This is a genomic window from Mucilaginibacter phenanthrenivorans, from assembly GCF_024721155.1.
GTDB classification, from domain to species: domain Bacteria; phylum Bacteroidota; class Bacteroidia; order Sphingobacteriales; family Sphingobacteriaceae; genus Mucilaginibacter; species Mucilaginibacter phenanthrenivorans.
This window is the reverse complement of sequence record NZ_JAHVAP010000024.1, coordinates 14,723-39,494: the sequence shown is the minus strand read 5'-3', so window position 1 is coordinate 39,494 and position 24,772 is coordinate 14,723. Positions and strand designations below refer to the sequence as shown.

Here is a 24,772-nt window from a genome sequence, read left to right as displayed (position 1 = left end):
AAACAACTTGGAAAGCTTACAGGAACAAGCTATGTCAAAGCAGCGAAATAATATTCCAATGGTCCGACTGTTTTAAGAGTTGGAGAAGTTCGTTATCAGAAGGCGATTGGTAAGCTCCCATGTTAATATTTTGAAGCTTCTATTTTAGAAAAAATAGAGTAATAATCTATAAAACATAGAGATAAAACATTCACAAGCAAAAACTATCCCTACTTAAAAATAATCAGAATATTTTTAGGAAAAGAGATTGTTTTGACTATAGAGACATTGACACGTTTGGGATTGTATTTAGCTAGGAGGGCTGTCAATAAAGCTATGCTTTCTAAAATGACAGGAATAAGTACATTTAGATTAAGTCAACTTTCGATTAATCCTAAATCTCATTTAAGAGTTAAAGAGCTTTACCTGATTTCACTCGCCATTGAGGTTAATCCGTCTGAACTCTTGGAATACGTATCTGAGGGAATTAAGCTGCCAAAAGAAAAGACAAATTAAGTTGTTAGCTTGGCGTTGCTTTCAGCCCAGGCTTTTCGCTGCAAGGCCTCATTTCATTCCGGGCTTTTCACTGCAATCCTTAACGCTATTGTTTCGACCCCGCCGCAAGTCATGTTTCTACTTTATTATAGTCTCAATAAATATTGATAATGTTCAGTTATCCTTTTTAACGCTATTGTTTCGACCCCGCCGCAAGTCATGTTTCTACTTTATTATAGTCTCAATAAATATTGATAATGTTCAGTTATCCTTGGTTAAGGCCATTTGGTATCAATTTTCAGCACAGTTCACGAAACTCGTTAAATAATGACGACGTTCAATTGCTTAATTACAAGATGTTATAAATTTTACTTGATAAACCGACGAGTTGCACGTACAATATTGTAAAGCATATAAGATGCCCATATTCGCATAATAAGATCGACGACAACAAGCGCCCAAGACTGATTTCCGTCAATTTTTCTTAGTGGGTTTACCAAAAAAAAATATTTTTCTAACGCCATTTGAAAACCCTGGATGTTTGAATTACCCAATGACAATGTCACGTCTTTAATGCCGCCTGCATTTATAAATAACAACATTAATAGGAATTGACCGATTAGTAACGCATTCAGCGGTCGGATAAAGCTTTGTCCAAAATCACTGAACCAAAAACTGAATTTAATGATCAACACAGTCCAGAAATCAGCAGAGAGTGGTAAGCTATTATCGTAAGCCCTCATTTCCAGGGTGTGAAATTTTTGCTCGTTAATGACATCACCCTGTTTACCCAAAGCGAATTTTAGTTGCCGATAGGTCTCCCGTTGATGGGTAAAGTATTGTCTAACTCCCTTGTCTTCTCTCAAGGGGTCTCCATTTATCGTTTCAGCAAACCAATCTTTTTTCAATGCTTCCAGCATTGGCAACAACGCGTCCTCCTCGGCTGTTTTTCCTACCCGCGAACCTTTAAGCGCTTTGATCGCAAACTTCCACCCGATGTTAACGAACGATACATCCGTAAGGTGGGTACTGACGATCGACACGATCTCAAATTGTCTAAAATCAACACTGTAGAATTCCGCTTTCCCTAAATAGGATTCAGCAATGGAAATTTCACTGGGATGTTCTATCACAATGGGCTTGATATTCGTTAAACGAAATCCTGCGTCATTCCGATAACGGTAAATACTTAAAATATTTAAAGCAATATCTTCAATTGAAATAATTAGATCCTTAGAGGACTGGAAGATAAGTAGAAATTCTATTCTACTGTTCTCGCCGGATACTTTAATAAATCCGGAACTACGCCGGTTATCCAATGTCAATTCTCTTAATTCCGTCCCTCCCCAATAGCCGATATTGAGTTCTTCGAAATGCCCTCCGGCGATGGTGACCGTACCCATTTCTCCAATACTCCACAAGCATTTCGCAAATTTCCCGCCGTTCACATAAACCTGTCGGTGAACTACCAGGTTGATGATATTAAATTCGTCCTTGAACTCGGTTTCCGGGTAGAAATAAAACTCGTCATCACATAAGCAATGTTCGAATGACACTTTTTTGGCAAAGATCCCGCTGTAAAAATTAACCTCTCCCTGGAAATAACAATTAACAAAACGCAGGGACATCGGGTAATTGCCCGAAAATGCTGTTCTTGAAGTAATGATCCTTTTTTCAAAAGTCATTTCCACATCACTGATATTTTCATGAGGATGGTCCTGTTCGAACCCCATCATAAACATTTCGAGATGATGGTCAAGGTCGTCCAGCGCCCGATACTCATGAGCGACATCCGCGGCGATTCTATTGGTATAACTCATGGCTGGCCTCCGGTCAATTAAAATCCCAATAAAACAACTTACCTGAAATACGCTTCCTCAAATTTCTTTCTTCCGGTGTGTGGCTGAAACGTATCGCCTGGTGAATATCGTCAATCATTGCCTTGCTTTCTGCAAAATAGCCGTGACCTAAAAGACCGGTGCTTTCGGCGGATGCATCAACCGTATCGATTCCTGCGCAAACAGCTAGTTGCTCTGCCGCTGTTCCCAAACGGAGTTTATCACCGTGTAACTTGTCTGATAGCCATAACGCCTTGTCGCGCATGGATGTATACAAAGTTAATTGCATTGCTGTTCCACTGATTTTCGGAGCGATATGCTTTACGAAAACCTCCGCATCAATATCGGGTGCCGCAAGGATAATTTGGTTAAAAAGAAATTCCTTGGTGAACCCTTCTGATGCCAAGGCCTTTAATGCCTCGGTTAATAATCGGTTGCCCATGCTATGCGCGATGAGATGAACACGCTCAGCACCAGTGTTGACCCTCACATCTTTGATCAATTGTATAACATTGTCTACCGAATACCCTGTTACCGTCGCTTCGTCGGCCATATAGCCTAGTACATTGTGTACGGAAGGCCAACTATAAACGATAGGGGCGCCCCGGAAGCCGATGTCAACCGCAATTTGTGCAGCCCGCAATATACTTTCCTCAAAACTAACATTGAAACCATGCAGAAATACAAAGGCGTCTTTTTCAGGCGAACCTGCGACTTTAGTCTGTACACCGGCAAAAAATGTTTTCGCGTCGAGCGTTTCTGCGGTCTTGATCACCATGTGTTTACTTTCATCGGCGTGAAGGCCGAAATAGTACCATGGTGGCTGAGGTAATTCACCCTTCTTTCTTTCACCAGGTACATTGACAACACATTTGCCAAGCTCCAGGTCACCTCTTTCGTTTTTATAGGAGATTATTCCTTTTTTCTTAGCCTTTTTGGCGCGGTCTGTAGCGTAAAATACATCTACAAGAATAGACTTTACAACTTCGGCTTTGGATACCAGCAAATCTGCTTTTTTTGTTTGCCGGTCGTAAAAGTCAAAGTCAACTTTAAAATCGGCAGTTCTTCCTTTCATGGCCTTTACTCGGGCCCGTCTCCCGGGCGCTCGGCGACCACTGGGACGATCTGGCATAGACGGATTTTCCGGTCGCGCCCATTTGATGCCGACATCCCAGGAATCTGGCATTCCTTTCTCATCGGCCTTTTTATACCAACCCGCTTGCGCCAGGTCGAAAGAGATCGCGACTGAACCCTGCGCGCCATCCAAAAATAACAGATGACTAAGTTCTTGCTGATTATTCACGGCGACAACCGTCAAAGTCGTCGGCCCATCTAAGGAAGTTACAGTAAGATCTAAATCGGGTTGCTGATATTCAACCAAGTTGTAGGTGTAGACCCGCTTGCCTTTCCGATCCACGGTCTGTAGTCCAACAGATTTTCCATTGACGGTTAAAGCGATCGAGTTTCTTTCTGATGCTTCAAATTCAAAAAATAATTGAATGTTCATGACAAGGCATTAAAGTATTTTAAAATTAGTAAAAAGCACAGATTATATGCCTTATTATTATATATGTTTGACGGTTACTGTTTACGGTTGTGAGTTTACGCCAAATTATTTTTTAATTTTATTGTCCGTGGGATACCTTTTTGGTAACCTCGTTGCATATAGATAAGTAAAGCATGGAAGCAAAGCATCTTCAAGTCATTTCTAAGTTTCAGTCTGACCTCCGGGACGGACTTGCACTTTTATATGACTTTTATGGCAAATCGTTGTACCAATACAGCCTGAGGAATTGGGAATTGGATGAAGATGAGGCTTATGACATACTATACAAAACATTAGAAACCGTAGGGAAGGTGATCAGTCGTTATGAATTTTCAACGGAGAAGCATTTTACAAATTGGCTTTTTAAGATACATAAAAACAACAACCTCATGTTCGTGCGCGCCAGAATGGCGAAAGAGGAGATTGAATTTAAAACGGTGGATTGGCAACAGGAATACAATGAAGCTGACGATGAAAATGAGCCAATGGAGTTCACTGATCAATTCATTGAAAATCATGGTGGTGAACTATATGACGAAGGCAATGCGCCTAATCAATTATTCGCTGCCCTTGAAAAGGCGCTTTTAACAATTAATGATACTGATCGGGATATTGTTCTCCTGCGCATGAATAATTATAGCTACGAGGATATTGCCAGCATGCTTGGTATAGAGAATAATCAGTTAAAGGTGAGGTTTCTCCGGACCAAAGCCAAAATAGAAAAGAAAACTATGGATATCATTAAAGGAAAACTGCAATGAAAAAGCAAAGGAATATAATGCCATTTGAGCATGCATTACAAGCATACGTCACCGGAAGAGGTGATGTCGCTGCTGGGATCAGTGAAGAACTTGAAGCGTCGTTCGTTTTCGGGCAATCTATTAATAAGGAATTGCCAGCAGAAAAGGCAAATAAATTGCTGGAAGCGCTAGCTGCGGAGTTGAGCAAAGCATCATTGGGAACGATGGTAGAAGAGGCAACAGTTGCAAAGCAGCTTTCGGATGAATTAGTGCAACAGCGAACTGGCTTGACGCCGTCATTACTGTCAGCGATCAGGTCAGATTTGGTTTTTACGAACAGCATTCCTGTGAAATCATTGGTTAAGCTCTTAAAGTTATTAGACCTTGGTATTGACAGTGCATTGGCTGCAATCAAGGTGACATTTGATAAACTCCAAGCGCAGAACAAGACGATGGCTCTTGGGAACCTGAATTTTCAGCCAGCTTTCAGAAAGGGTGTAATCAGGGGTGACTTTGGAAAAGACCTGTCCGGAATTAAATCGGACGAAAGCTTTTTATATCAGAATGAAGAAGCATTAACGAATTATACGAACCGTTTGTCAGAACTCTATACTACATTATAATGACCACCAAGGATTGGAATATCAGTAAGTTGCAGGTGCTGCGCCAATGTCATAGGAAATTCTATTTCGCCTATGAGACGGCCCTGCACACTTTTACCAATCCCTACCGAAGAAAAGCGTACGAATTATCGAAAATGAAAACGCTTAAAATGTGGCAAGGTTCAGTCATAGACTGGATGATCACGAAGGAAATACTTCCGGCCTATGTCGATCGCCAAATACCGGATTATCAGGCAATCGCAAAGCGTGGCGTAGAAGTGGCTAAAAAGCAGTTTGAGTTTTCAAAAAATCAGTTCTATCATGACAGCGACATTTCCAGGTCGGAAGCAGGTGCAGATTGGGCAATTTTGGACGTTCACGAATCCCTGACGCCTTTTCAGGAAACAGACCTGCTTGAAATTTATGCGACGATAGAAAAGGTCCTTTTGGATTTTCCGACCTACCCAAGTCCCGCATTCGGTAAGAATATGGAACAGTATCTGTTGTCCGCCACGTACCTTCGCCCTGACGCCAAACAGATGAAGTACGAATATGATGGCGTTAAGGTTCAACCCCAAATTGATTTGATTAGCTACATGGGGAAATCAATGCATGTCATTGACTGGAAGGTCACTGAAAAGGATGATGCTGATTATTCCCGCCAATTATTGCTAGGTGGCATTGTTGCTTTACGATTTTCAAGACAAAAATACCGCGAAGAAAAATGGAGGCCTTTGCCGACGCTGGCCGACGTCAACTTGATTGAGTTCAACCTGCTCAACGGAAAATATAAAGAACATGTATTTAATAAAGATGCTGTTGCCAATGCTTTAGATTCAGTTTACCTGTTAAGTGACGATCAGGAGGAGCTATCACAGTCAAGGCCCTGGGACGAACTGGACATCGAAGACTATGAAAGGACGAGTAAGGTTTCCACCTGTGCTGTCTGTAATTTTAAAAATTTGTGTAAACACGTCATTCTAAATGGATTGAATTATGATGAAGCAAAATACCTTAAACTGGTACAGGATCAGGAACTGGAAAACCTTACGGTTTAGCTATCGGTTGATAGATATATCGCTGGAGGGCGACATCACGGAGGGTAAGGATTACAACACCTCCTTCAATAACGCGCTTAAACACCTGGCGTCGTCGACCCGTGGGGTTGTTTCAGAAGCGTGGCATGGTGGCAAGAAATATATTGCCGTTCGTTCCGATGCGGAATTGCAGGATATGACCCTGCCAGGCACGCCATTAAACATATATCTTAAACCGCTCCCTGAAACATTTTACTTCGATCCGACTGACCTGTCATATACCAATATGGCTCTTGCCGTCCGATTTATTGAAAATGCCATCGAGTATCAATTGAACCGCAAAAAAGGCCTGTGGAGCGGCAGTAACAATACTTATCTCAAGAAGAACCCGAGTAAAAACTCAGAGGATATTCAAACAGATATTTACAACGGTTTCAAATACCGCGTACACTATCAGGAGGGTGAATTTTTCGTGGTGGTTGACTTGGCTTACCGGTATGCTGATAAACGGACACTGAGCGAAATTTTGAAAGAACTACCGAAAGAACAATGGGCTAGTTATGTCAACGGTAAGAATTTTATTTACCAGAATGGGGATGACTGGTATACTGTAAAAGGTAGTGCGATTGGCGGAGCAATCGGAACACAACGCTTCGACAAAGACAATTTTAACGGAACGGTGTACGACTATATTACCAGCAAAGGCCGTTACGCTTCCGCAGAATATCCGCAACCTTTGAGCCCTGAAAGCCCGACATTTTACCATACATACACCAAAACAAGTGAGAAAAAAATGGAAGGTGCGGCTGACCTAGCAAAGGCGATCCACTTTGCTGACAACGGCCTTCACCGGTTATCGATCAACAAGCCGCCGCAACGCTTTAACAGTGCCGCTTTTTTTGTGAAGATCTACTTTCAAGATCTTATGTTCGCCGGTGTGAAGCTGGAAATATCCTATAACACCTGGAACATGGATTGCCGGGTGATCGACTTACCTGCGCTAAAATATGCTCATAACCATATTTTCGACCCATATGAGTCCAGAAATGGTGAGCGTGGTTCTGAACTATATCAATACCCAAAACGCCGCCGGGAGTTCAATTACAAATATGGACTGCTCAATGACGATGAATACCTCTTACAATACATATTCGTACCGGACAGCTTGCCGGTGGCAATGGCGATTTGCATCAAAGAGCATTTTAATAAAGCCATGAAAGCGCTGGATCCTAATTTTCCTGGTTTTGAACTTGTAACGTATTCGACCCGGCAGAAGCCCTTTGCGGAAAAAGTATGCAAAGATTTCGAAGCAATGATCAACAATAAAGGCTTGAATGGTAATTTCGGTTTGTTTGTTTTGCCAAACCTGCCTGGCAATCGTTGGTTCAGCCACAATTTGCACCAATTGGTAAAAAAGGAACTTTCCGGGAAGATCAATTTAAAATGTATCAGTGAAAAAAGCCTAAAGCGTTATATCGTGCGCTCCGTTGGCAAAGGAGGGAATGAAGTATACTTTGTACCAGACCAAAAAATGCAGCCATTTAAATCTTATCAGGTTAACACGCTTTTCAAGTATTTAGTGGTCAACAATAAGTGGCCTTATGCCCTTGCTAAAGATTTGAACTACGACCTGTATATTGGCATAGATGCACACGAATTTTTTGCTGGTTTTGTCTTTTTCTTTAAGAACGGCCAGAAAATTGTTTTTGATGTGGAACAAACCGCTAAAAAGGCCGGGAATACGCACCGTAACGAAAAAATAAACTTTGGGCTGATCCGTGATAAGATCGTCAGTATTTTGAGCCGGCATCTGGAAAGCGGCGAGGAGTTCCCAAAAAGCATCATAGTACTACGGGATGGCATGTCTTTTGGAGAGGAGCAAAAAGCGCTGGATGCCGCAATCGCAAAGTTGCGGTCTGAAAATAAAATTGGGCATGCGGAAATAAAACTTGCGGTTTTGGATGTCGCGAAAAGTTCTGCGATTCCAATCCGTGCTGCCGTGCGAGGTGATAATAATGTGTTGGCCAACCCCATCTGCGGGACAGTTGTTCCAATTAGAAAGGATAAGGAAGCTTATATATTCAATACGGGGTTCCCTTATGATGTCGGTGGCTCGTCCAATCCGATTAGGGTAAGCCTAGCTTCCGGGGAGATTGATTTTGCAAAGGCACTCGACGATGTTTTTGCGATGACCCAACTGAATTTCACCGCGCCTGACAGAGCTTCATCACTCCCTTTACCACTGAAGCTCATTGACCTGCTGATCCGAGATGTGGCGCATGAGTTTACCTATGCAAACGTTCAGGCTAAAGAATTGCAAATTTTACAAGATGCTTTGGAGGAATAGTTATGAGCGACTTCACATTACTTTATAAAAAGTACACCAACGTAGCGAATCTGACCAACGAGTTAAATGGTTCGGTGATTGTCCTGAAACGGCGAAACATGGCCGCTAACAAACAAGTTATAATGGCCCATCCGAAGATCCAGGTAGCGGAAGACGAAGTAGCTAAAGCGAAACAAGAATTATTGGGGATACTTTCAAAACTGGAAGATTTTTACGAACACGGCGACCCTGCCAACTATATCTACCAACTGGCAGAGAACCGGCTTTTCAGAAAGCATATTCTAGACAATGTGGAGTATAGGGAGCACATCCACCAATCGGTCAGTAAGCTGAAGAACAACCAGAGCCTTGATAATGACGAGCTAACAGATATAGACCGGTTCGTTTCAATTTTGGACAATGAAGCGTCCGTTCTTTATCGTAAACTTCGGACGACACGAGGATGAAGAATTTTGTTAAGGCACTATATGCAGATCTGCTCCACCGGATCGACCTGGTCATTGAAGAAATCGACCGCATGGACCACCATGAAGACTACCGCTCGAGATTTATTGACAGCACGCTTCAGAAGATCAGAGAGATCCGGATGCCAATTCAGCAGGCATTGGAAATTGGAGCGCTGGAATATGACGCTTTATCGGGCAACTACCTTTTCTTATATAACCGACTTAACCGCGAGTTTAACGCTTACCACGCGTACCGCTTCCTGGCCATCAAAAACTACGGCGGGGCAGAAGCTTTTTTTTACAGGTTGATCACGAAGATCTACAAAGAACATCGGATCACCTCCCTGCCACCCATTGTGTCTACGATCAGTAATCATGATTATTATTACTGGGCGGTTCCAATGTTTGAGATCATCGCCATCCCTTCGGGTGAAGAAAATAGTTTATTGAATTTACCGGACCTTTACCATGAAATAGGGCATCTCCTTTATTCCATGTATCAAGGCAGAAGTTGTGAATTATCCGGTGTAGAAATTGAAAAGCACTTTACCAAAGAGGTGATTTCCCTAAAAGACCGCCGGCAATTCGAGCATTTTGGTGCGCAAATTGAGCGCGCCAAATATTTATGGCAGGTTTCGTGGCTTGAAGAATTTTCCTGCGACCTGGCAGGCACCTATATGACCGGTGCAGCATACGGATGGACTAATCTAAAGTTGATTTCAGCCGACCATGGCTCTTCAAAAATATTTGATTATAGCGATACCCATCCGGCTAATGAGGCCAGGATGCGGATCATCATTCTCATGCTGGAAAAGCTTGGATTGAATGACCAAAAAAACGAAATCGAATCAGCCTGGCAGGTGTTTATGCGCGATACGGAAATATTCAGGCCGGCGGCTTATAAAATGTTATTTCCCGATAAGTTATTAAAGCTGATCATTGAAGAATTCGTGGCGTTTTACGATAATGCCGACCTTGCCCCCTGCACCGAACTGACTGGTAATGCGGATACGCCGATATCCGACTTGTTGAACGAAGCGTGGACGACCGCACAAGCACATCCCGAAACATTCAATATGTACGAAACCAGTGCTGTAAACGCGTTGTATGATAAATTTGGATTAACACGCTAAAATAACTGTCCGCTTTGACCGAAGTGCGCGTTGATCAGTTCGATTAATTCGCCACCATATTCCTTTGCCCGCTGTTCCCCGAAGTTTTTGATCAGTGCCAGTTGGCTGTAGGTACCGGGTATCTTTTTGGCAATCTCCCGCAGGGTTTTCTCAGAAATCAACGAATATTCGGGTACCATTTTAAGCTCAGCTGTGTTTTTTCGCCAGCTCAACAATTTTTCATAGAGCTCAGGATTCGTAATTTCTGGTGTTTTGACTTGAGCTTTCGGTTGCCAGTTTTTAAAGGCAGGACGGTAGTTGACCACTGCGTCCTGTCCTTTTTGTTGTATCTCATAGCTGGAATCGAGATAAGAAATGGCTTCCAGCAACGCTAATTTTGAACGCATCATCGACTGAAGATAATTATAACGCACGTAAAATTCGGTTTCATGATCCAATCTGGCTTTACTTAGAAAAGCGGTTTCGATGTACTGCTGTGCCGCCATTATTTTGGGATGAAAGTAATCCGCAGCAGTTTTGAGGCGGTCTTTTGTGATCATCACTTGGTCATCAGGTGTTGCTTTGTCTATTTCTTTGGCGATAAACTGCTGGCCGCGTTTCTTTAGTTCAGCTTCGACTGACTTTGAATAATCGCTTAATTGACGCAGTTCATCGCCCTCGTCTAAAACCTGCCGAAGTTTAGCAGTAAAAAGACCCCAGGCGAAAGCAATAACAGACATATCAAAAACGTCCCGTATCAAGTTTCGCTGCCTAGCTTGTTTCGCCGCATTTAGATCATTCATGACTGGCGGTACCGCAGTCTCTCGATGCATAAAATCCCGGATTTCCCGACTCGTTTGCACATTTTCCGGGCGGATCTCGTTTAATAAAAGTATACCTTCAAGACTACGGCAGCGGCTAAGCGCTACATAAGTTTGTCCGGAAGCAAATGCCGACGCAACATCGATGATCACTTTGTCGAATGTGAGGCCCTGGCTCTTATGAATAGTGATCGCCCATGCCAGCCGTAATGGATATTGAACAAATGCTCCGGCACTTGTTTCATCCACCTTTTGCGCATTCGACGATAGCGCAAATTTCACATTCTGCCAGGTCTCTCTTGGTACATCGATTGTGTAACCGTCGTCCAAAAATGTAACGGTAATGTTGGTATTGCTTAAAAAAGTGACACGGGCGGTTCTTCCATTATAATATTGTTTTTTGCCTGAAGAGTCATTCTTGACGAACATCACCTGGGCACCGACTTTCAAAACCAAATCCCGTTCCACCGGAAACGCCTCCTCCGAAAAATCTCCGGAGACATCAGCCTTATAAGTAAAACTTTGCGCTTCGAGGGAACTCAACCGGTCCCGATTGATTTTATTCACTTTGCCTACATGGGTCGATAACGTCACAAAGTCCGCTCTTTCACCCACTGCCTGTGCAGTGTCGCCGATTCGTTGTTTGTTTAATGGTTCGAGCGCTTTGGCATCCACTTCGCCCTCCCGTATCTGGTTCAGGATTGCAATGAAAGCCGGATCTTTTTGGCGATATATCTTAGTCAGTTCGAATGTTTTGAGCCCCGCCGCACTGATCACCCTGCTGTTAAAAAAGAATGGCCCAGAATAATATTTACTAAGGATACCCCAATCTTTTTCCCATACCGGAGGCAACTGGAACAGGTCGCCAATCATTAACACTTGTACGCCACCGAACGCCTGTGTCGATGCTTTAACCTGACTTAGCAAGCGGTCGATATGATCAAGGGTATCCGCCCGAACCATACTGATTTCATCAATCACTAATAGCTCAAGCCTGGTCAGCAGCAGTAATTTTTCACGGCTGATGCTTAAAGCCAATGGCTCTTCGTTAGCTGGGATTTGTGGGCCCGGACCGATCTGAAAAAAAGAGTGAATCGTGCTGCCGCCTGCGTTAATGGCAGCGACCGCCGTAGGCGCGACAACAGCAAAGTTTTTGGTTGTTAACGTTTTGAGCCGATGTAAAAAAGTAGTCTTACCGGTTCCGGCTTTTCCCGTGAGGAAAATCGTTTGGTTCGTTTCCTCCAAAAATTTGATGACCAGATCCTGAACAGACATTTCACTTTTCACGCCCGAAGTTAAACAAAGCAGCGCAGAAAATTTAATCAATGACAGGTCTTCGTAATAGATAGACAACCAATAAAATAACTATCCATTAAGGGAAGGTTTTCTGAATGAAAAAAGAATTATCTCAGCCTAAAGCATTAAGTATTTCAGGTACTGCTTTCTTGGCGATCACTTCCGGTTTGGAATAAATGGTTTCATCGTTAATTCCCAACTCCAATAATACCTTTCTAAGTCGGTGTCCGATGGATTTATGAAAATTGATGCACATCATCGGTGTGCGGGGTGTCTTTCGTCCTTTAGACATATTGCCGAGGTAGTGCATTGTCCAGTGTAAAAGAAAAACTTCTTCTAATGGCATGTGGGAGGAATTGTTATAGATAAACAAACCTTTCTGGTTCGTGATGTGCAGGTTATTAACCAGTGAAAAGACCGGTTTACCGCCCTTAAAACGCTCATCTATATATTGAAATTTCTTCTTTTTTAACGTTCTGTATTTAACCGCAGACTTACTGCTGATGCTTAGCTGACTAAAAGAAGAAACCATATCCAAAATATGATCTTCGATCAACATGTAAAAACAGAAGTAATCATCTATTTCATAAGTAGCGGGACCATTCTGGTAGCGCTCCAATTGCTCATCCGTGCAACTTGATAAGGCAAAATAAAGGCTGGTATAAAGATCAGTCGTCCAGTCCATGAAAGGCGTGGGCGCGCCGTAATGCTGCAAGAAACTCAAGATGGCCACATCATTATCCCTTAAACCGGCTGTTTTAAAGAAATTAGCAAGCACGGAATTATTGACCGTCCGGGCATTGCCTATCATTTGCTCTATAGAACTGTGAAAGGTTTTTTCATCCTTAACATTGGCGGATTTATTTGCCTGGTAGGCACGCTGTGCTTTATTGAACAACCTGTATTTTGCCTGTGTCATTCCCCGGAATACCACCTTTTTTCCGGCCAATATTTCAGGCAGCTCATGTTTGATAAAATAAAGAAACTGAGTTCCGCTTTCAAAGTTCTGATAACCGCCAAAGGCATTCATTTTTTCCCGGAGGGAACTGTACTGAAGCAGATCCTCTGTTTTGGGCCGTTGCTGCTCCTTTTCCCATAGATCAGCAAAGATTTCGTCTTCCGAAGGTGACATAAAACTATTATTGATTTACCAATTTTTGAAACGATTCGATATTAGTTTCCAGTAGTGCTGCCGCCTGTTTGCCGGAAGGATCTGATTTTTCAGCTTTTTGAAATTCCTCGAATGGGATAAATGTATTGCATTCAAAGCCCATGGAAATAAAAACAAAGTTTCTGCCTGAATGCTCAAATTTATCATCCCATCCCAATTCATCCCGCCATTCAAAGTCCTTGCTAAAATCATCATCAAACATTTTAGTCAGCTTTGGCCATTCACTTCTGTCCCAGCTACGGCAATAACGCTCGAAGTTTTTCTGGTTATGAAATGCTTTACCCATTGCCTGAAAATCATTGTAAAAGTTAATTGCGCCGATCCACCTGCCCATGACGTGTGAAAATTTTATATAAGGATTGATATCCAGTTTAAATTTCCCGTAAGGAGTATCCAGTTCTGTAGATTTTACCCAATCCAGACTTCTCGAAAAGATTCGATGCCCCTGGGCCTTGGTATCTGCCGGCCAAATGGTCACCTGAACGAGGTTTTTGTTATGGTGTCGTGTCAGGATAACATGTGCCTCGGTTGCCCAACCAAAGTTTAGGGGAAGGGTAATCCTGCCACCTACCCAATATTGCGGCGTTCCAAACCGGGTGAGGCTTTGAATAGAGTATAATCTTTTCTCGATCAGGGTATTCGTGACTGAATCTGTTTCCGTTTTAAAGTCGATTTTATCTAATGTGGGCACCGGAAGCCAGTCGGTATAATGGGTGGCGATATATTCCTTGAAATTCAATGCCCATAAGGGTTTTAGGACTGAACGCTGGTTATAATTTATGTGGGGAATGATAAGCTTTGTTAAAATGACCGTCCAGCTTAGGGCCTGGTATTGTACAACAGCTGGCTCTTCCTCTGATTCGCTGTTGCTGATCATATAATTCAACTGATTTTTAAGCTGCGCAATGGGGTTTTCGCTATGCTTTTTCACCTCTCCAACAATTAAGGTGCTGCCGTTATAAATCAGGAAATCGGGTATTGGTGTAGTCGAGCCATGTGCGGCAATTTGATCGATGGCTTTTTGCGGTATATCCTCAGAAGTCAGCGCCAAACCGATAATTCTTTTAAAGCCGCCGACATCCTTGTTTTTGTCCTGGATGGAAACAAAGATTTCATCCCAAACCATTTCATTACTGATCAGGTACATGAAATCCCGCAACAGATTGGGTTCATTTTTAAGCGTGATGATGAAGGCACGGGTGAGGTTATTTTCAAGCGGATTATTATAATCCTCCCGGTAGTTATTAAAGATATTCAGGTGTGCGTTCATTATAATAGTTTAAGGAAAGGTGTTTGGCGTCTGCCGGCATTTTCCAGGAATTGCCAGTAGCTTATTTTCAGTTTAAAGTGATTTTGAAGCCGGATAAAAAATGCTGTTTCTTCAGGTGATAATGGAGACGGGGCAACTATGATGAGCTCAGTTATCGTAACATCCTCAAACCAAAGTGCATAATCCAGTAATTGCCCCATCGCTTCCCGTATGTTTTTGCGGGCCATTGCTGAAGTCTTCACCTCGATGATCGAGATAATCTTATCAGCATGTTGTAATACTATATCGGCTGTTTTTGATCCAAAGTCCGTTTTCTCAACGGACAGGTTTTTCTTGTTCTCGGTAAATTCCGGTGAGAGATACTTAACTAATGCATTGGTGATATTGGTATGATGCCGTTTTACTGAGGTTTGTGTAGCACTGGTGTGGCGCTCGTAACCTTCGCTGGCAGTTGCTATTCCTGGATTGAATTTAAAGCCTGTTTTTGGTAAATAGCCATCCATTTTAGCCAGTAAGGCTGGAGTAACTTTATAGGGTATAAACCTGTTATATTGCCTGCCACGCAGGCCCGGAACCAATTTGGGGACCTCAAAAAGTTCGTTTCCGATGAGTTTAAAGCGGACATTAGCCTGAAATCCTTCTACCTGTATCGCGTCAGAGTCGCCATCGGCCATTTCAATTTCATTGACAAACTCATCGAGGTATTGATTATATAACTCATGCGCCACCAATTCAGCGGCATCACCAGGCTGGATAATTTCCAAATTTTCTATTTTACCAACAAGGTAGCGGTCGCCGCTTTCCTGGTGAATTGTGAATAGATATGCGGTGGTTACAAATGCCACTGTTGCTGTGAGATCTTTCGCCCCTCGGATATAGCCATATTGAAATCCATTTGAAAGGTATCGAGCGTTAAAGAGCCATTCTTCACCGCCAAAGCCGTATTGATTTTCAAAGGCCACATTGGTTTTGCCCTGGTCTTCCTCATGCCAGTCGTGCTTTATGGGCAATTCCCAGCCTTTTGTATTCCATGTCAACCGGAACAGTCGTTCTTCCCGTGGCAAGTTCCTTAAGGTGATTATCCCATCTTTCCATGAAAACAGGTGAGGATATTTGCCGATTCTACCATAAATCTGATTGTAATCCGGTGGGTTTTTATCCTTTGTCAGATACAAGCCATCCCGGCTGATAATATCTACGATTTCAGTCGCCCGTAAGGGTGTCCCTGCATTTCGTAAAACATCAATTATAACGTCATGAAGATCAATTGTTGCCATTGTGATAAGGCGATTAAGGTATTATATTTTATGAAAGGTTAAATGTCGTTAAAAGGCGCTATACCACCAACCATATTATGCAGGCTTAGTGCATTTTCTAAAAAAAGCCTTTGAAGATTTCCGTATTTTTATTGTTTATTTAACTATCAAATGATCCCACCTGTATTTGACGAATTTGGTTTGATAGAAAAAATCGCCAACAATAAGACGAACAGAGAAGTTATGAACCTCAACAGCATTGAAAGTATTATTCAAAAGCTGAATTTTTATCGTGGATATTTTGGGAAAATACATGACCTCCCATTGGATGAATTTGAAAAGTTCAAACAAAATATAAGCACGTTTTTCAATTTAAAACCCATGGCCAGCGCTGCGGAATTACCTGGATTTCTTGTCAGGATTTCCAACAACAACCGCATTCTTGCAGGCAAGGGGAAGGAATTGAACTATTTAACCGAAATAGTCGAGTTACTCGCGCCACCGCTTAAATATTGCACTTTTGGCAGATGTAATATCCCCGAACAGCAGGTTGCCTATTGTGCGCTTGATGAAGCCTCTGCTTATTGGGAAACCAAACCACAAAAGGGGGACGTTATTACGATCTCACGATTTCAATTAAAGCCAGGCGCAAAGGCCGTGTGCAGCGTTATCAGAACCGAAAAGACTGATAATCCTAAAATCTCTCATGACCTTCAAAAAGTATTTTACCTGTTAGAGGAATTCTTCATCGAGATTTTTTCGCTACCTGTTGACCGGCTTAGGCCAAGGGATTACTTGTTCAGCGCGTTAATTTCTTCTGATCAATTGTATTATCCTGTACCGAGCGCCGGTAATATTGAAGCGATAATATTTCCCAGTGTACAAAGGAAAAAAATGGGTGATAATATTGCCATCAAGAATGACCTGCTTTTAAAAAAATATGATCTCTACAGTGTTGAAACCAAATTTATCCTGGATGAATATGAAAATCTCGACCCGAGTATTGCGGAACCGACTACCGATAGCATTATAGGATCATTTGGTACAACTGCCTTCGATTTTAAAAAAGGAGAAATATTATACAACAAAGAAAAGGCTGATGAATTGTTTGGCTTATTCCGAATGATGCAAACAGGACCCAATAAACAGATTCGGTATGACAACGGGCCTGATATTCCTAAAAGTCTTTCATTTAACCTTGCACCAGTAGGCTGGAAACCGCAGCCAAAACCTGTAGTATCAGCAGCTATAAAAAGCAGCAACCTAAGCAGAAACGATAAGGTAAATGTTGAGTATGCTAATGGCGTAAAGTTTTTTGGTTTAAAATTTAAAAAGGTAGAACAGGACATCAATCGGGGTCTATGTAAAATAGTCGATTAGCAAACGCCCTTTATCCTAATTATAATTGAGCTCTACAGTTATCTGAATGCGCCATCGTAGTAATCTTTAAAAACGAATGCCGCGTTATCCTTCCCCAGATCCATCGCTACTTTGGTGCTGTCAACCGGCAAGTTAACGCCTCCCTTTCTTTCAAACTTAAAAATGCCGACCGGTGCATCCAGTTGCAGGGAGCTGTTGACCAGTTCAGGCAGTAAGGCAACATTTTGACCAAGGTATTCGGATTGTACGCTTGGATAAGTCACCCCCTTCAGGTGGCTCTTAGCCCAGATGTAGTTGACATAAGCCGCCGTTATTTTATACTTATAATCCTGGCCATCCTTTATATCGCTACGGGCAAACTGGTTGGCAAAAAACCGCCCCTGTTCTTCATATTCAGCAGCTAAGGGGAGGTGTTTATAGTTTTTCAATTGGTTGGCGAGAGACATTTGCGCATATTCGCTCACTTTAAGCGCCTCATCGCTAAAGATTACTTCCATGACTTCAATATCCTGTGTCAGCCGCCAGCGGCTTAAAGTAAAATACTCAGTAACCTCAGGGTATTTGTCGAGATTCTTTAGAATAGGTGAGGTTTCAAAATAAGCGACAACGCGGGGATGTTTGATTTTAGGAGAAAGAATAGCTCCATAAAACACGGCCTGCTTTTCCTTATTAGCCCTGCCATAACCCACATATTTATCAATCACTTCCTGGTCATGGATATAACTTATATCCTCTTCCCTCAGAAACAAGTCATCTGGCTTTTTATGAACCCTGACCCGATCAATAAAAGCACCTTTTTTTATAAGCGCGGTAGGTACAAATTTATCGCGCATAGCAGCAACCGACTGGTAGATTTCCTCATAGGAGACTTCTTCCAGCCGGTCTTTGACACTATCCAGGAATTTCAGGGTATCGTTCATAGCCTAAAATTAGCATTATATGCAGGCTAATCCTTAGGCAATTCCGTTTTATTTTAAATCCACCTTAAAACAGTTATTGCCCTGGTCAAACACCTGCCGGATAAATCGGAGGCAGGCCATGCGGGTTTCTCTGGAAAACAGGATTATAGGTTGGTTTGGCGTAAAGCCATCAGACGAGGTGCCGTAAATGGCGGCAACCATATGTTGGTCGCGCAGCACTAAAGTTTTCTCTAGTGACATGGTTTTTATTATTTAAATTTTACATCGATTTTTAAGTTAAACAGTTGACGCCTTACAAAAGATCAGACAACTTTAAACACAGAAGATTATTTCTCGTGGATGGTAATGAACAATAGATAACTATTTATTATCATTCGTTGGTTGACCGAACAGGATAATATGCAAATCTTTAACCTTCAGGGTCGCTTGACAAACTCATTGCTGCTCACCTTGCTTTTTGCCGGTTGTTTGTTTTTGTTCGGGTTTTAGCAATTCTTCTCGTTTGATCTTTTTCATTTGATGATCCAAAACGTCCACGGTTTTGAACTGAGGATTTGCTAATATGAAATACTTCTGTTCTTTATTATCTCTTCAACGGTGACTTGCTGGGAGTTGCCTTTCTTTAAGGATCAGAAAAGGTCTTCCATTGTTTTTGGATCATCCATTTCCTTAATGCCTTTTCCTTTAAGGGTCTGCTCGAGGTCATAGCCATAATTTTCGGTGAACTTTTTGATTTCTTTATTGCCTTTGTCGTTCAGCTTTTCATTATCCAGTACCAGCCAGGAGTGGTATTTCCCGCCGCTCTTGTTCCCTAGGTTAATCTCTGTCGCTAATATTTCATTAGCATAGCTGGCGAAGAATAGCGATACCAACTGGATTATAATGTTAATACTTTGTTGAATGTCGTCCTACAATGTCCTAACTCATTCAAATAATTGTTGGCCTTCGGTGTAGTACGTTTTTCGCGAAGCGATCTCTGCTACGAGAATACCTTCGCCATTTGGTGTCAGCTTTTGTTTAGGCAGGTGGACCTTTAGAAAATCCCGTTCCTTCTCAGTAATGGTATCCGGGAAGTTTTTGAGGATATGTGCCTCAGCATTCATTAACACTTGTTTGATCGCATAGGTCAGGATACTAATTTTCTCTGCAGGAATTTTGTTGGATATGGAAAACGGCGAGAGTTTCGCGGCGTAAAGGATCTCATCTACATAAGCATTACCGATCCCTTGGACGATCTTTCCATCGGTCAGTACCGTTTTGATCGGGCGGCCAATTTTCTTCAGTGCTGTAACCAGGTAGTTTTCCGGCAGCGCCATGGCGTCAGGTACCGTTGATATTTCCGGGTTGAGCGTCAACATCACGGATTTTTGCCAGTCAGTAACCGCAAGGCCCGTACTATTCGAAAACAGCAATTCGGCGATGGTGAACTTGTTTTCGTTTGTACCCTCGTACCAGTGCATCGACCCATAGAGCATCAGATGCAGGCCCAAGACCTGCCCATCCCCGAAAGCGAAATACAACTGCTTGCCAACCCGGTTGATAGCAATCAGTTGCTGTCCTTCAAGCGCGGCCTTAAAGCCGGTTTCGGGTTCCTTGAGTTTTCGCGGAACCAGGATACTGATGTTGGTTAATATTTTGCCCACAAGCCGCTTGGCAAGGTTGCTGCTGAATATATTTAGGTCGGGTATTTCAGGCATATCTTTTTTGGTAGTTATTGGTAATGACTTTCTATCCTTAAACCGATCTCAGCAATGGTCTCCCCGGGCAGGATCACGCCGGATGCCTGCATCCAGTCCCAATCATCGTTATGTGCGATCGACGCCACCCAATTACCATCGAAATGCACGTCATAATAATTGTCCTTCATCATTGCTTCACAATAGATCAATTGATTACCATAGGCTAAGCCGAACCCAATCACCGGGTTTTCCATCTCGTCCATCGTTACAAAATAAAACATTTAAAACAAGAAGTTGTGCTAAAGAACTTCCTTAATCTTTAATTTTACGAAATGGAATTTGGACACGTTCACGACGCAATTGCCGATATTGATTTTTCATTGCCCCCGGATACAGCAAGAACAAAGCGCACACTTACAGCAGCCAGCCCTAATGACGAACTGCAGGTATTTATAGGTGCCTCGAAGTGGGGTGAGAAAAGCTGGATCGGCAAAATCTATCCAAAAAAAACGCCCGACAATGCCCTGCTTCCCTTCTATAGCCAGAACTTTAATACCGTTGAATTTGGTCCCACTTTCTATAATATCTACACCGCAGATGAACTTACACGGTGGGTGCAGCAGGTAAATGATTCGCCGGATTTTAAGTTTTGTCCGAAGTTTCCGCAGAACATCACCCATATACGCAGGCTGTCCAATGCGGAAGAACAAACGGCTAAATTTTATCAAAGCCTGGTGGGCTTCAGAAATCACCTTGGACCATTGCTGTTGCAGCTTGGGGAGAATTTCTCACCGAAAAGCTATCCAAACCTCAAAGCTTACCTGGAGGCATTACCGTCGTCCATTAAGGTCAGTGTAGAAGTGCGCCATAAAGATTGGTTTGCCATAGAGTCAAACCGTAACGATTTGTTTCAATTACTCCAGAACCTGAACATAGGCACGGTGATATCGGACACTTCAGGACGAAGGGATGTTGTCCATATGGAACTGACCACCAGCGAAGCCGTCATCCGCTTTGTCGGCAACGATCTGGCATCAAGCGATTACACCCGAATGGACGAATGGGTGGAAAGGCTGAAAGACTGGAAAGCCATGGGACTGAAAGCAGTATGGTTCTTTATGCACCAGAACAACGAAAGATTTGTACCTGAAGCGTGTGATTATTTGATCAAAAAACTGAACGACAAGTTAGGAACAGCGATTGAAAGGCCCAAGTTCCTTAATGGAAATTTATAACTGGCGGCAACTGTTAATACCCGATAACTTATCCTATATCGTTCTGCTTCGGTTTTATATTCATAAATTGGAGGAACGACAACCCATTTGCCTGCATAAAGCCTGTAATCAGTTCATCATTGGCGATCCCGGTTAATGTGTTGTCTCCTCTTCTTAATTGTGGATCGCCTGGAAACCGGACAATAGGAATGTTTTTAAATTTTTTGCCATCATTTTCGTATAGGGTAAAGTAGCGATCTGTTTCATCTATCTCAATCGCTTTTCCTAACTTACACGTTAATATTTCCTCCAGTATATAACCGATATTAATCGTTTCCTCACCGGCAGTCCTGGCTTTTATAAGTAAATTTTCCAGGTCATCGTTATCCCAAATCAAGGCAGGTCTCTCTGTTGAATCGATCACAGCATTGGCAAAATCATGTTTAATACAAGTTGAACCGTTTTTATCGAACAATCCGTCGGTTTTCCCTATTTCATTTTCATAAAAAAACATTTCCCAGATTGCAGCATTATCTGACCAGTTACTTTGTCTTTCGATCTGGCTGGTAAAATGCGACTGTTTGGAACTTTTTTGAAGGTAATCCCAGGGATAATCGGGATAATCCATTATTCTCGGCCATTTGGCTTCAAACAGCCCGACTTTAACTTTGTCTCCAACACGAAATATGATCATGCTATCACACCCAAAACCTCGTTCAGATTCTCCTTTATTGACCCTTGCAAACCAACCACAGTCAAACTTCATTTTACCAACGCTGTAGGTATTAAATAAGCCATAAGGATAGTTGAAATGTGTGACCAACCGGGAGACGTAATCCCGCTCGTCTGCGATCTGTCCCCTGGAAAGATCATTGCGAACGCCTTGATCAAGCGTATTGAATAAGTTGCCAATCACCTTGGCATTTTCGGCATTTAGCATGTGATGAGGTTTTATCGTTCTAAAATAACGACAAACATCTATTTACCAATATTTTTTTGTCTTTTAGAAATATCTAGAAAAACAAAGAGCTTTGTGTATCCTCAGTTGAATTTGATTCCTGACCATACACCGGCAACTTTTTGCCCCAGTCATAATAAGCGTCCGGTACTATATCTTCAGTTACCGGTTTACGACCGCGAATTGTATATACCGGGTAATGCGCGATGTTATCCGAAGGCATTTCAAAATGAAAAAACTCCTCCATATCATCATCGCTCAAATCATCCAATACCCACGCATGTTCCATTTCAGGCGTCAGGAACAGCGGCATTCGATGCTTATTGTCACCGGAATTGTGTATCCACATCATTTTATCGTTAGCATGCCGGGTGATCATGGTAAATGAGGCAAAATTAAATATCTCGCCGGTGTCCTGGTCCACTTCCTGGCTGACCTGGTAGAGTGCCGGAACATAAAAACCCTTACGGCCTTCAAGGCTGATATGATAAGGAATTTTATTCCTAAAGCCTTTTACTTCTCTATGCTCATAGATACCGGTAGCAGGTATCAGGCAACGATTGTTGCGCAGCCTATACCAATAAGATTTTTTATCGCCGATGATCCTTTCCGAGCGGGCGTTGACCATATTGGATCGCTGTAACTGCCGTTCTCGCGGATCGTCGATATAGGTAGGTACTACACCCCAGCTCATATTGGCAAGGACCAAAGCTTTTCTGTTAACGACAATCGGGTGTGTTGGCAATATCTCACAGGTTACATGCACCATATCATTAGGATAATGCGCCAGATTCGGGGCAAGCTGAATACCCTTAAAGTCCTGGGTGACTATCTGTATTTCTGAATGAAAGCTGATATCTCTGCACATAACTATTTGATCATATCATAAAAAAGGGCTGTATGGCTTTGGTTACCGGACGTGATCTCTGCTTTTAAACGGCCATGCTCCACAAATATACGCACATCATAGTGATCTTCTTTTTTCATGCGGATATAGTGAATATACGCAGAAACACTTTTGACATAGGCTTTTTGAAGCCTTTTTTCGTGACGGGCATCTATTGTTCCATTAAAGAAAATCGTTATGCCGGATTCGTTTTTTAAGAGTTTAACAACCGCTTGGTACTGGTTCAGATCAAGCAGATTCTGCGCTTTACCCTCGTTAGGCCGTAATTCCTGTTCATGGTAACGTGCTTCCTGTTCATCAGCATAAGCAGACAGTAAAAAAGTTTTCTGCAATGGCTGACCCGGCCATTGAAAGCGCTGGATAACCACAAAAGGCTTGCCTACCCCCATGAGTTTCTTCAGGGTGTCTTCCTTAATGCGCAGAAATGGGTTATAAAACAAGCTATCAGTCATTTAGCTCTGCTCTAAAATTATTTTCAAATATAAACAAAATGCTAATATTTTTAGTATTAGTTTTGTTATCCGTTTTCTGAACGAATAAAAGCAAAAAATGATGAGATAAAAAATTGATCACTTTACTAATTAATCCGAAGGCATAATGAGCGCAGACCGCCAGATCATCCACATGGACCAGGATGCATTTTTTGTATCCGTTGAAGTCCGTAAAAACCCAGAACTAACTGGAAAGCCAGTGATCATAGGCAGCCTGTCGGATCGCGGGGTGGTGGCGTCATGCAGTTACGAGGCGCGTAAATTCGGTGTTCATTCTGCTATGCCAGCCCGTATGGCGCGTATGCTTTGCCCCCACGGCATTTGGATCAGGGGGAACATGGATGAATATTCCAAGGCTTCGCACGAGATCACGGAAATCCTGAAAGAAAATGTGCCGCTCATTGAAAAGGCCAGCATCGATGAACACTATATTGATATGACAGGCATGGATAAACATTTTGGTACGCTGCTTTATGCCAGGGAATTGCGGGCCAAAGTCATGCGGGAAACAGCGTTGCCAATTTCATTCGGTCTTTCGGTCAATAAAACGGTTTCCAAAATGGCGACTAACGAATGTAAGCCAAATGGCGAACTGAATATCGAAAAAGCGGTTGTACAACCCTTCCTGAACCCCTTGTCTATTCGCAAAATTCCCGGCTTAGGAGAAAAAACATTTATCAAGCTGAGCGACATGGGTATTAAGAAGATCTATGAACTTTCACAGGTCCATCCTGAATATATGAACAGCATCCTGGGGAAGAATGGAATCTGGCTGCTACAAAAAGCCAAAGGAATAGATGATTCGCCGATTATTCCCTATCAGGAGCAAAAATCCATTGGTACACAAACAACTTTCAAAAATGACAGCATCGATCTGGTAGCCATCAATTACTTATTAACTTCCATGGTCATGGAGCTGGCCTTTGAACTACGCCAAAAAAAGAAACAAACAGCCTGTATCACCGTGACGGTCCGCTATTCCACCAGGGAAGACGTTACTAAACAGGCCGTTATTCCTTATACGGCTTTAGATGGACCGCTCATTAAAAAGGTGAAAGAATTATTCAAGGCGGCATATCAAAAAAGATTGCTAATCCGGCTCGTTGGCGTTCGCCTTTCAAATCTGGTCAATGGCTTTGAGCAAATCGACCTTTATTCGGAATCTGAAGAACAATACAGCCTTTGCCAGGCGATGGATAAAATACGCCGCCGGTACGGCCCTGAGTCCATTAAACTGGCTTCCGGTATCAATCTTAATCTTTAATGC

Annotated in this window: 24 protein-coding genes; 10 read left to right on the top strand and 14 right to left on the bottom strand. The window is 42.5% G+C overall.

Going from position 1 to position 24,772, the window contains the following annotated elements; translation table 11 throughout:
- Nucleotides 1-252 precede the first annotated feature (252 nt).
- The gene (locus KXD93_RS30275) at nucleotides 253-495 is read left to right on the top strand and encodes a helix-turn-helix domain-containing protein (protein ID WP_308726313.1); all 243 of its coding nucleotides are present in this window, start codon (nucleotides 253-255) and stop codon (nucleotides 493-495) included.
- A 347-nt stretch (nucleotides 496-842) separates the two neighbouring features.
- On the opposite strand, the gene KXD93_RS30270 is transcribed toward KXD93_RS30275, so the two are convergent.
- Together KXD93_RS30270 and KXD93_RS30265 are read right to left on the bottom strand one after the other, a co-directional pair.
- Complete coding sequence (locus KXD93_RS30270; RefSeq protein WP_258141304.1) at nucleotides 843-2,294, bottom strand: hypothetical protein; 1,452 nt, start codon at nucleotides 2,292-2,294, stop codon at nucleotides 843-845.
- Nucleotides 2,295-2,307: 13 nt separating this feature from the next.
- Nucleotides 2,308-3,819: an alpha/beta hydrolase gene (locus KXD93_RS30265; RefSeq protein ID WP_258141303.1), complete on the bottom strand. Its 1,512-nt coding sequence runs from the start codon at nucleotides 3,817-3,819 to the stop codon at nucleotides 2,308-2,310.
- Nucleotides 3,820-3,992: 173 nt separating this feature from the next.
- On the opposite strand from KXD93_RS30265, the gene KXD93_RS30260 reads away from it, so the two are divergent.
- From KXD93_RS30260 to KXD93_RS30235, 6 genes are read left to right on the top strand one after another with little or no spacing between them, the layout of a single operon-like run.
- Nucleotides 3,993-4,619, top strand: coding sequence for an RNA polymerase sigma factor (locus KXD93_RS30260; RefSeq protein ID WP_258141302.1), 627 nt, complete (start codon nucleotides 3,993-3,995; stop codon nucleotides 4,617-4,619).
- Nucleotides 4,616-5,221: a hypothetical protein gene (locus tag KXD93_RS30255; RefSeq protein WP_258141301.1), complete on the top strand. Its 606-nt coding sequence runs from the start codon at nucleotides 4,616-4,618 to the stop codon at nucleotides 5,219-5,221. The genes KXD93_RS30260 and KXD93_RS30255 overlap by 4 nt, the downstream gene beginning before the upstream one ends.
- Nucleotides 5,221-6,258, top strand: coding sequence for a PD-(D/E)XK nuclease family protein (locus KXD93_RS30250; RefSeq protein WP_258141300.1), 1,038 nt, complete (start codon nucleotides 5,221-5,223; stop codon nucleotides 6,256-6,258). The genes KXD93_RS30255 and KXD93_RS30250 overlap by 1 nt, the downstream gene beginning before the upstream one ends.
- Before the next feature lie 7 nt (nucleotides 6,259-6,265).
- Entirely contained in the window at nucleotides 6,266-8,584 is a 2,319-nt protein-coding gene (locus tag KXD93_RS30245; protein WP_258141299.1) for an argonaute/piwi family protein, read from the top strand.
- A 2-nt stretch (nucleotides 8,585-8,586) separates the two neighbouring features.
- Nucleotides 8,587-9,030 (top strand): hypothetical protein, encoded by a 444-nt coding sequence (locus tag KXD93_RS30240; RefSeq protein ID WP_258141298.1) that lies wholly within the window; start codon nucleotides 8,587-8,589, stop codon nucleotides 9,028-9,030.
- Complete coding sequence (locus tag KXD93_RS30235; RefSeq protein ID WP_258141297.1) at nucleotides 9,027-10,163, top strand: hypothetical protein; 1,137 nt, start codon at nucleotides 9,027-9,029, stop codon at nucleotides 10,161-10,163. The genes KXD93_RS30240 and KXD93_RS30235 overlap by 4 nt, the downstream gene beginning before the upstream one ends.
- On the opposite strand, the gene KXD93_RS30230 is transcribed toward KXD93_RS30235, so the two are convergent.
- The 4 genes from KXD93_RS30230 to KXD93_RS30215 form a co-directional block, all read right to left on the bottom strand.
- The gene (locus tag KXD93_RS30230) at nucleotides 10,160-12,289 is read right to left on the bottom strand and encodes an AAA family ATPase (protein ID WP_258141296.1); all 2,130 of its coding nucleotides are present in this window, start codon (nucleotides 12,287-12,289) and stop codon (nucleotides 10,160-10,162) included. The genes KXD93_RS30235 and KXD93_RS30230 overlap by 4 nt on opposite strands.
- A gap of 82 nt (nucleotides 12,290-12,371) precedes the next feature.
- The gene (locus KXD93_RS30225; RefSeq protein WP_258141295.1) at nucleotides 12,372-13,391 is read right to left on the bottom strand and encodes an FRG domain-containing protein; all 1,020 of its coding nucleotides are present in this window, start codon (nucleotides 13,389-13,391) and stop codon (nucleotides 12,372-12,374) included.
- A 7-nt stretch (nucleotides 13,392-13,398) separates the two neighbouring features.
- Nucleotides 13,399-14,700, bottom strand: coding sequence for a hypothetical protein (locus KXD93_RS30220; RefSeq protein WP_258141294.1), 1,302 nt, complete (start codon nucleotides 14,698-14,700; stop codon nucleotides 13,399-13,401).
- Nucleotides 14,700-15,977, bottom strand: a complete 1,278-nt coding sequence (locus KXD93_RS30215; protein ID WP_258141293.1) for a winged helix-turn-helix domain-containing protein — start codon at nucleotides 15,975-15,977, stop codon at nucleotides 14,700-14,702. The genes KXD93_RS30220 and KXD93_RS30215 overlap by 1 nt, the downstream gene beginning before the upstream one ends.
- Before the next feature lie 150 nt (nucleotides 15,978-16,127).
- Here KXD93_RS30215 and KXD93_RS30210 point away from each other — a divergent pair, with 150 nt between their 5' ends.
- Complete coding sequence (locus KXD93_RS30210) at nucleotides 16,128-17,336, top strand: RES domain-containing protein (protein ID WP_258141292.1); 1,209 nt, start codon at nucleotides 16,128-16,130, stop codon at nucleotides 17,334-17,336.
- A 38-nt stretch (nucleotides 17,337-17,374) separates the two neighbouring features.
- Here the strand turns inward: KXD93_RS30210 and KXD93_RS30205 are convergent, their stop codons facing one another.
- From KXD93_RS30205 to KXD93_RS30185, 5 genes are all read right to left on the bottom strand, one after another.
- Nucleotides 17,375-18,256, bottom strand: coding sequence for a hypothetical protein (locus KXD93_RS30205; protein ID WP_258141291.1), 882 nt, complete (start codon nucleotides 18,254-18,256; stop codon nucleotides 17,375-17,377).
- Nucleotides 18,257-18,304: 48 nt separating this feature from the next.
- The gene (locus KXD93_RS30200; protein ID WP_258141290.1) at nucleotides 18,305-18,496 is read right to left on the bottom strand and encodes a hypothetical protein; all 192 of its coding nucleotides are present in this window, start codon (nucleotides 18,494-18,496) and stop codon (nucleotides 18,305-18,307) included.
- 389 nt (nucleotides 18,497-18,885) lie between these two features.
- Complete coding sequence (locus KXD93_RS30195; protein ID WP_258141289.1) at nucleotides 18,886-19,128, bottom strand: hypothetical protein; 243 nt, start codon at nucleotides 19,126-19,128, stop codon at nucleotides 18,886-18,888.
- A 51-nt stretch (nucleotides 19,129-19,179) separates the two neighbouring features.
- Nucleotides 19,180-19,953 carry a DNA-formamidopyrimidine glycosylase family protein gene (locus tag KXD93_RS30190; protein WP_258141288.1) on the bottom strand — a complete coding sequence of 258 codons (774 nt, stop codon included), beginning with the start codon at nucleotides 19,951-19,953 and terminating at the stop codon, nucleotides 19,180-19,182.
- A gap of 14 nt (nucleotides 19,954-19,967) precedes the next feature.
- Entirely contained in the window at nucleotides 19,968-20,216 is a 249-nt protein-coding gene (locus KXD93_RS30185) for a hypothetical protein (RefSeq protein ID WP_258141287.1), read from the bottom strand.
- Nucleotides 20,217-20,267: 51 nt separating this feature from the next.
- Between KXD93_RS30185 and KXD93_RS30180 the strand changes: the two genes are divergently transcribed.
- Nucleotides 20,268-21,170 carry a DUF72 domain-containing protein gene (locus KXD93_RS30180; RefSeq protein ID WP_258141286.1) on the top strand — a complete coding sequence of 301 codons (903 nt, stop codon included), beginning with the start codon at nucleotides 20,268-20,270 and terminating at the stop codon, nucleotides 21,168-21,170.
- A gap of 28 nt (nucleotides 21,171-21,198) precedes the next feature.
- On the opposite strand, the gene KXD93_RS30175 is transcribed toward KXD93_RS30180, so the two are convergent.
- The 3 genes from KXD93_RS30175 to KXD93_RS30165 all read right to left on the bottom strand — a co-directional run bounded on the left by KXD93_RS30175 (nucleotide 21,199) and on the right by KXD93_RS30165 (nucleotide 23,466).
- Nucleotides 21,199-22,089, bottom strand: a complete 891-nt coding sequence (locus tag KXD93_RS30175) for a hypothetical protein (protein ID WP_258141285.1) — start codon at nucleotides 22,087-22,089, stop codon at nucleotides 21,199-21,201.
- Nucleotides 22,090-22,162: 73 nt separating this feature from the next.
- Nucleotides 22,163-22,975: an SOS response-associated peptidase gene (locus KXD93_RS30170; protein WP_258141284.1), complete on the bottom strand. Its 813-nt coding sequence runs from the start codon at nucleotides 22,973-22,975 to the stop codon at nucleotides 22,163-22,165.
- Nucleotides 22,976-22,977: 2 nt separating this feature from the next.
- Nucleotides 22,978-23,466: a hypothetical protein gene (locus KXD93_RS30165; protein ID WP_258141283.1), complete on the bottom strand. Its 489-nt coding sequence runs from the start codon at nucleotides 23,464-23,466 to the stop codon at nucleotides 22,978-22,980.
- Nucleotides 23,467-23,611: 145 nt separating this feature from the next.
- On the opposite strand from KXD93_RS30165, the gene dinB reads away from it, so the two are divergent.
- Nucleotides 23,612-24,769, top strand: a complete 1,158-nt coding sequence (gene dinB / locus KXD93_RS30160) for a DNA polymerase IV (protein ID WP_258141282.1) — start codon at nucleotides 23,612-23,614, stop codon at nucleotides 24,767-24,769.
- Nucleotides 24,770-24,772: the final 3 nt, after the last annotated feature.

Bases quoted from the DNA above. Each gene is read 5' to 3' on its own strand.
- KXD93_RS30250 (WP_258141300.1), top strand. From the start codon at position 5,221: ATGACCACCAAGGATTGGAATATCAGTAAGTTGCAGGTGCTGCGCCAA.
- KXD93_RS30265 (WP_258141303.1), bottom strand. From the start codon at position 3,819: ATGAACATTCAATTATTTTTTGAATTTGAAGCATCAGAAAGAAACTCG.
- KXD93_RS30175 (WP_258141285.1), bottom strand. From the start codon at position 22,089: ATGCTAAATGCCGAAAATGCCAAGGTGATTGGCAACTTATTCAATACG.
- dinB (WP_258141282.1), top strand. From the start codon at position 23,612: ATGAGCGCAGACCGCCAGATCATCCACATGGACCAGGATGCATTTTTT.
- KXD93_RS30205 (WP_258141291.1), bottom strand. From the start codon at position 18,256: ATGAACGATACCCTGAAATTCCTGGATAGTGTCAAAGACCGGCTGGAA.
- KXD93_RS30225 (WP_258141295.1), bottom strand. From the start codon at position 13,391: ATGTCACCTTCGGAAGACGAAATCTTTGCTGATCTATGGGAAAAGGAG.
- KXD93_RS30220 (WP_258141294.1), bottom strand. From the start codon at position 14,700: ATGAACGCACACCTGAATATCTTTAATAACTACCGGGAGGATTATAAT.
- KXD93_RS30185 (WP_258141287.1), bottom strand. From the start codon at position 20,216: ATGTTTTATTTTGTAACGATGGACGAGATGGAAAACCCGGTGATTGGG.
- KXD93_RS30180 (WP_258141286.1), top strand. From the start codon at position 20,268: ATGGAATTTGGACACGTTCACGACGCAATTGCCGATATTGATTTTTCA.
- KXD93_RS30235 (WP_258141297.1), top strand. From the start codon at position 9,027: ATGAAGAATTTTGTTAAGGCACTATATGCAGATCTGCTCCACCGGATC.
- KXD93_RS30190 (WP_258141288.1), bottom strand. From the start codon at position 19,953: ATGCCTGAAATACCCGACCTAAATATATTCAGCAGCAACCTTGCCAAG.
- KXD93_RS30240 (WP_258141298.1), top strand. From the start codon at position 8,587: ATGAGCGACTTCACATTACTTTATAAAAAGTACACCAACGTAGCGAAT.
- KXD93_RS30165 (WP_258141283.1), bottom strand. From the start codon at position 23,466: ATGACTGATAGCTTGTTTTATAACCCATTTCTGCGCATTAAGGAAGAC.
- KXD93_RS30215 (WP_258141293.1), bottom strand. From the start codon at position 15,977: ATGGCAACAATTGATCTTCATGACGTTATAATTGATGTTTTACGAAAT.
- KXD93_RS30270 (WP_258141304.1), bottom strand. From the start codon at position 2,294: ATGAGTTATACCAATAGAATCGCCGCGGATGTCGCTCATGAGTATCGG.
- KXD93_RS30255 (WP_258141301.1), top strand. From the start codon at position 4,616: ATGAAAAAGCAAAGGAATATAATGCCATTTGAGCATGCATTACAAGCA.
- KXD93_RS30260 (WP_258141302.1), top strand. From the start codon at position 3,993: ATGGAAGCAAAGCATCTTCAAGTCATTTCTAAGTTTCAGTCTGACCTC.
- KXD93_RS30210 (WP_258141292.1), top strand. From the start codon at position 16,128: ATGATCCCACCTGTATTTGACGAATTTGGTTTGATAGAAAAAATCGCC.
- KXD93_RS30200 (WP_258141290.1), bottom strand. From the start codon at position 18,496: ATGTCACTAGAGAAAACTTTAGTGCTGCGCGACCAACATATGGTTGCC.
- KXD93_RS30170 (WP_258141284.1), bottom strand. From the start codon at position 22,975: ATGTGCAGAGATATCAGCTTTCATTCAGAAATACAGATAGTCACCCAG.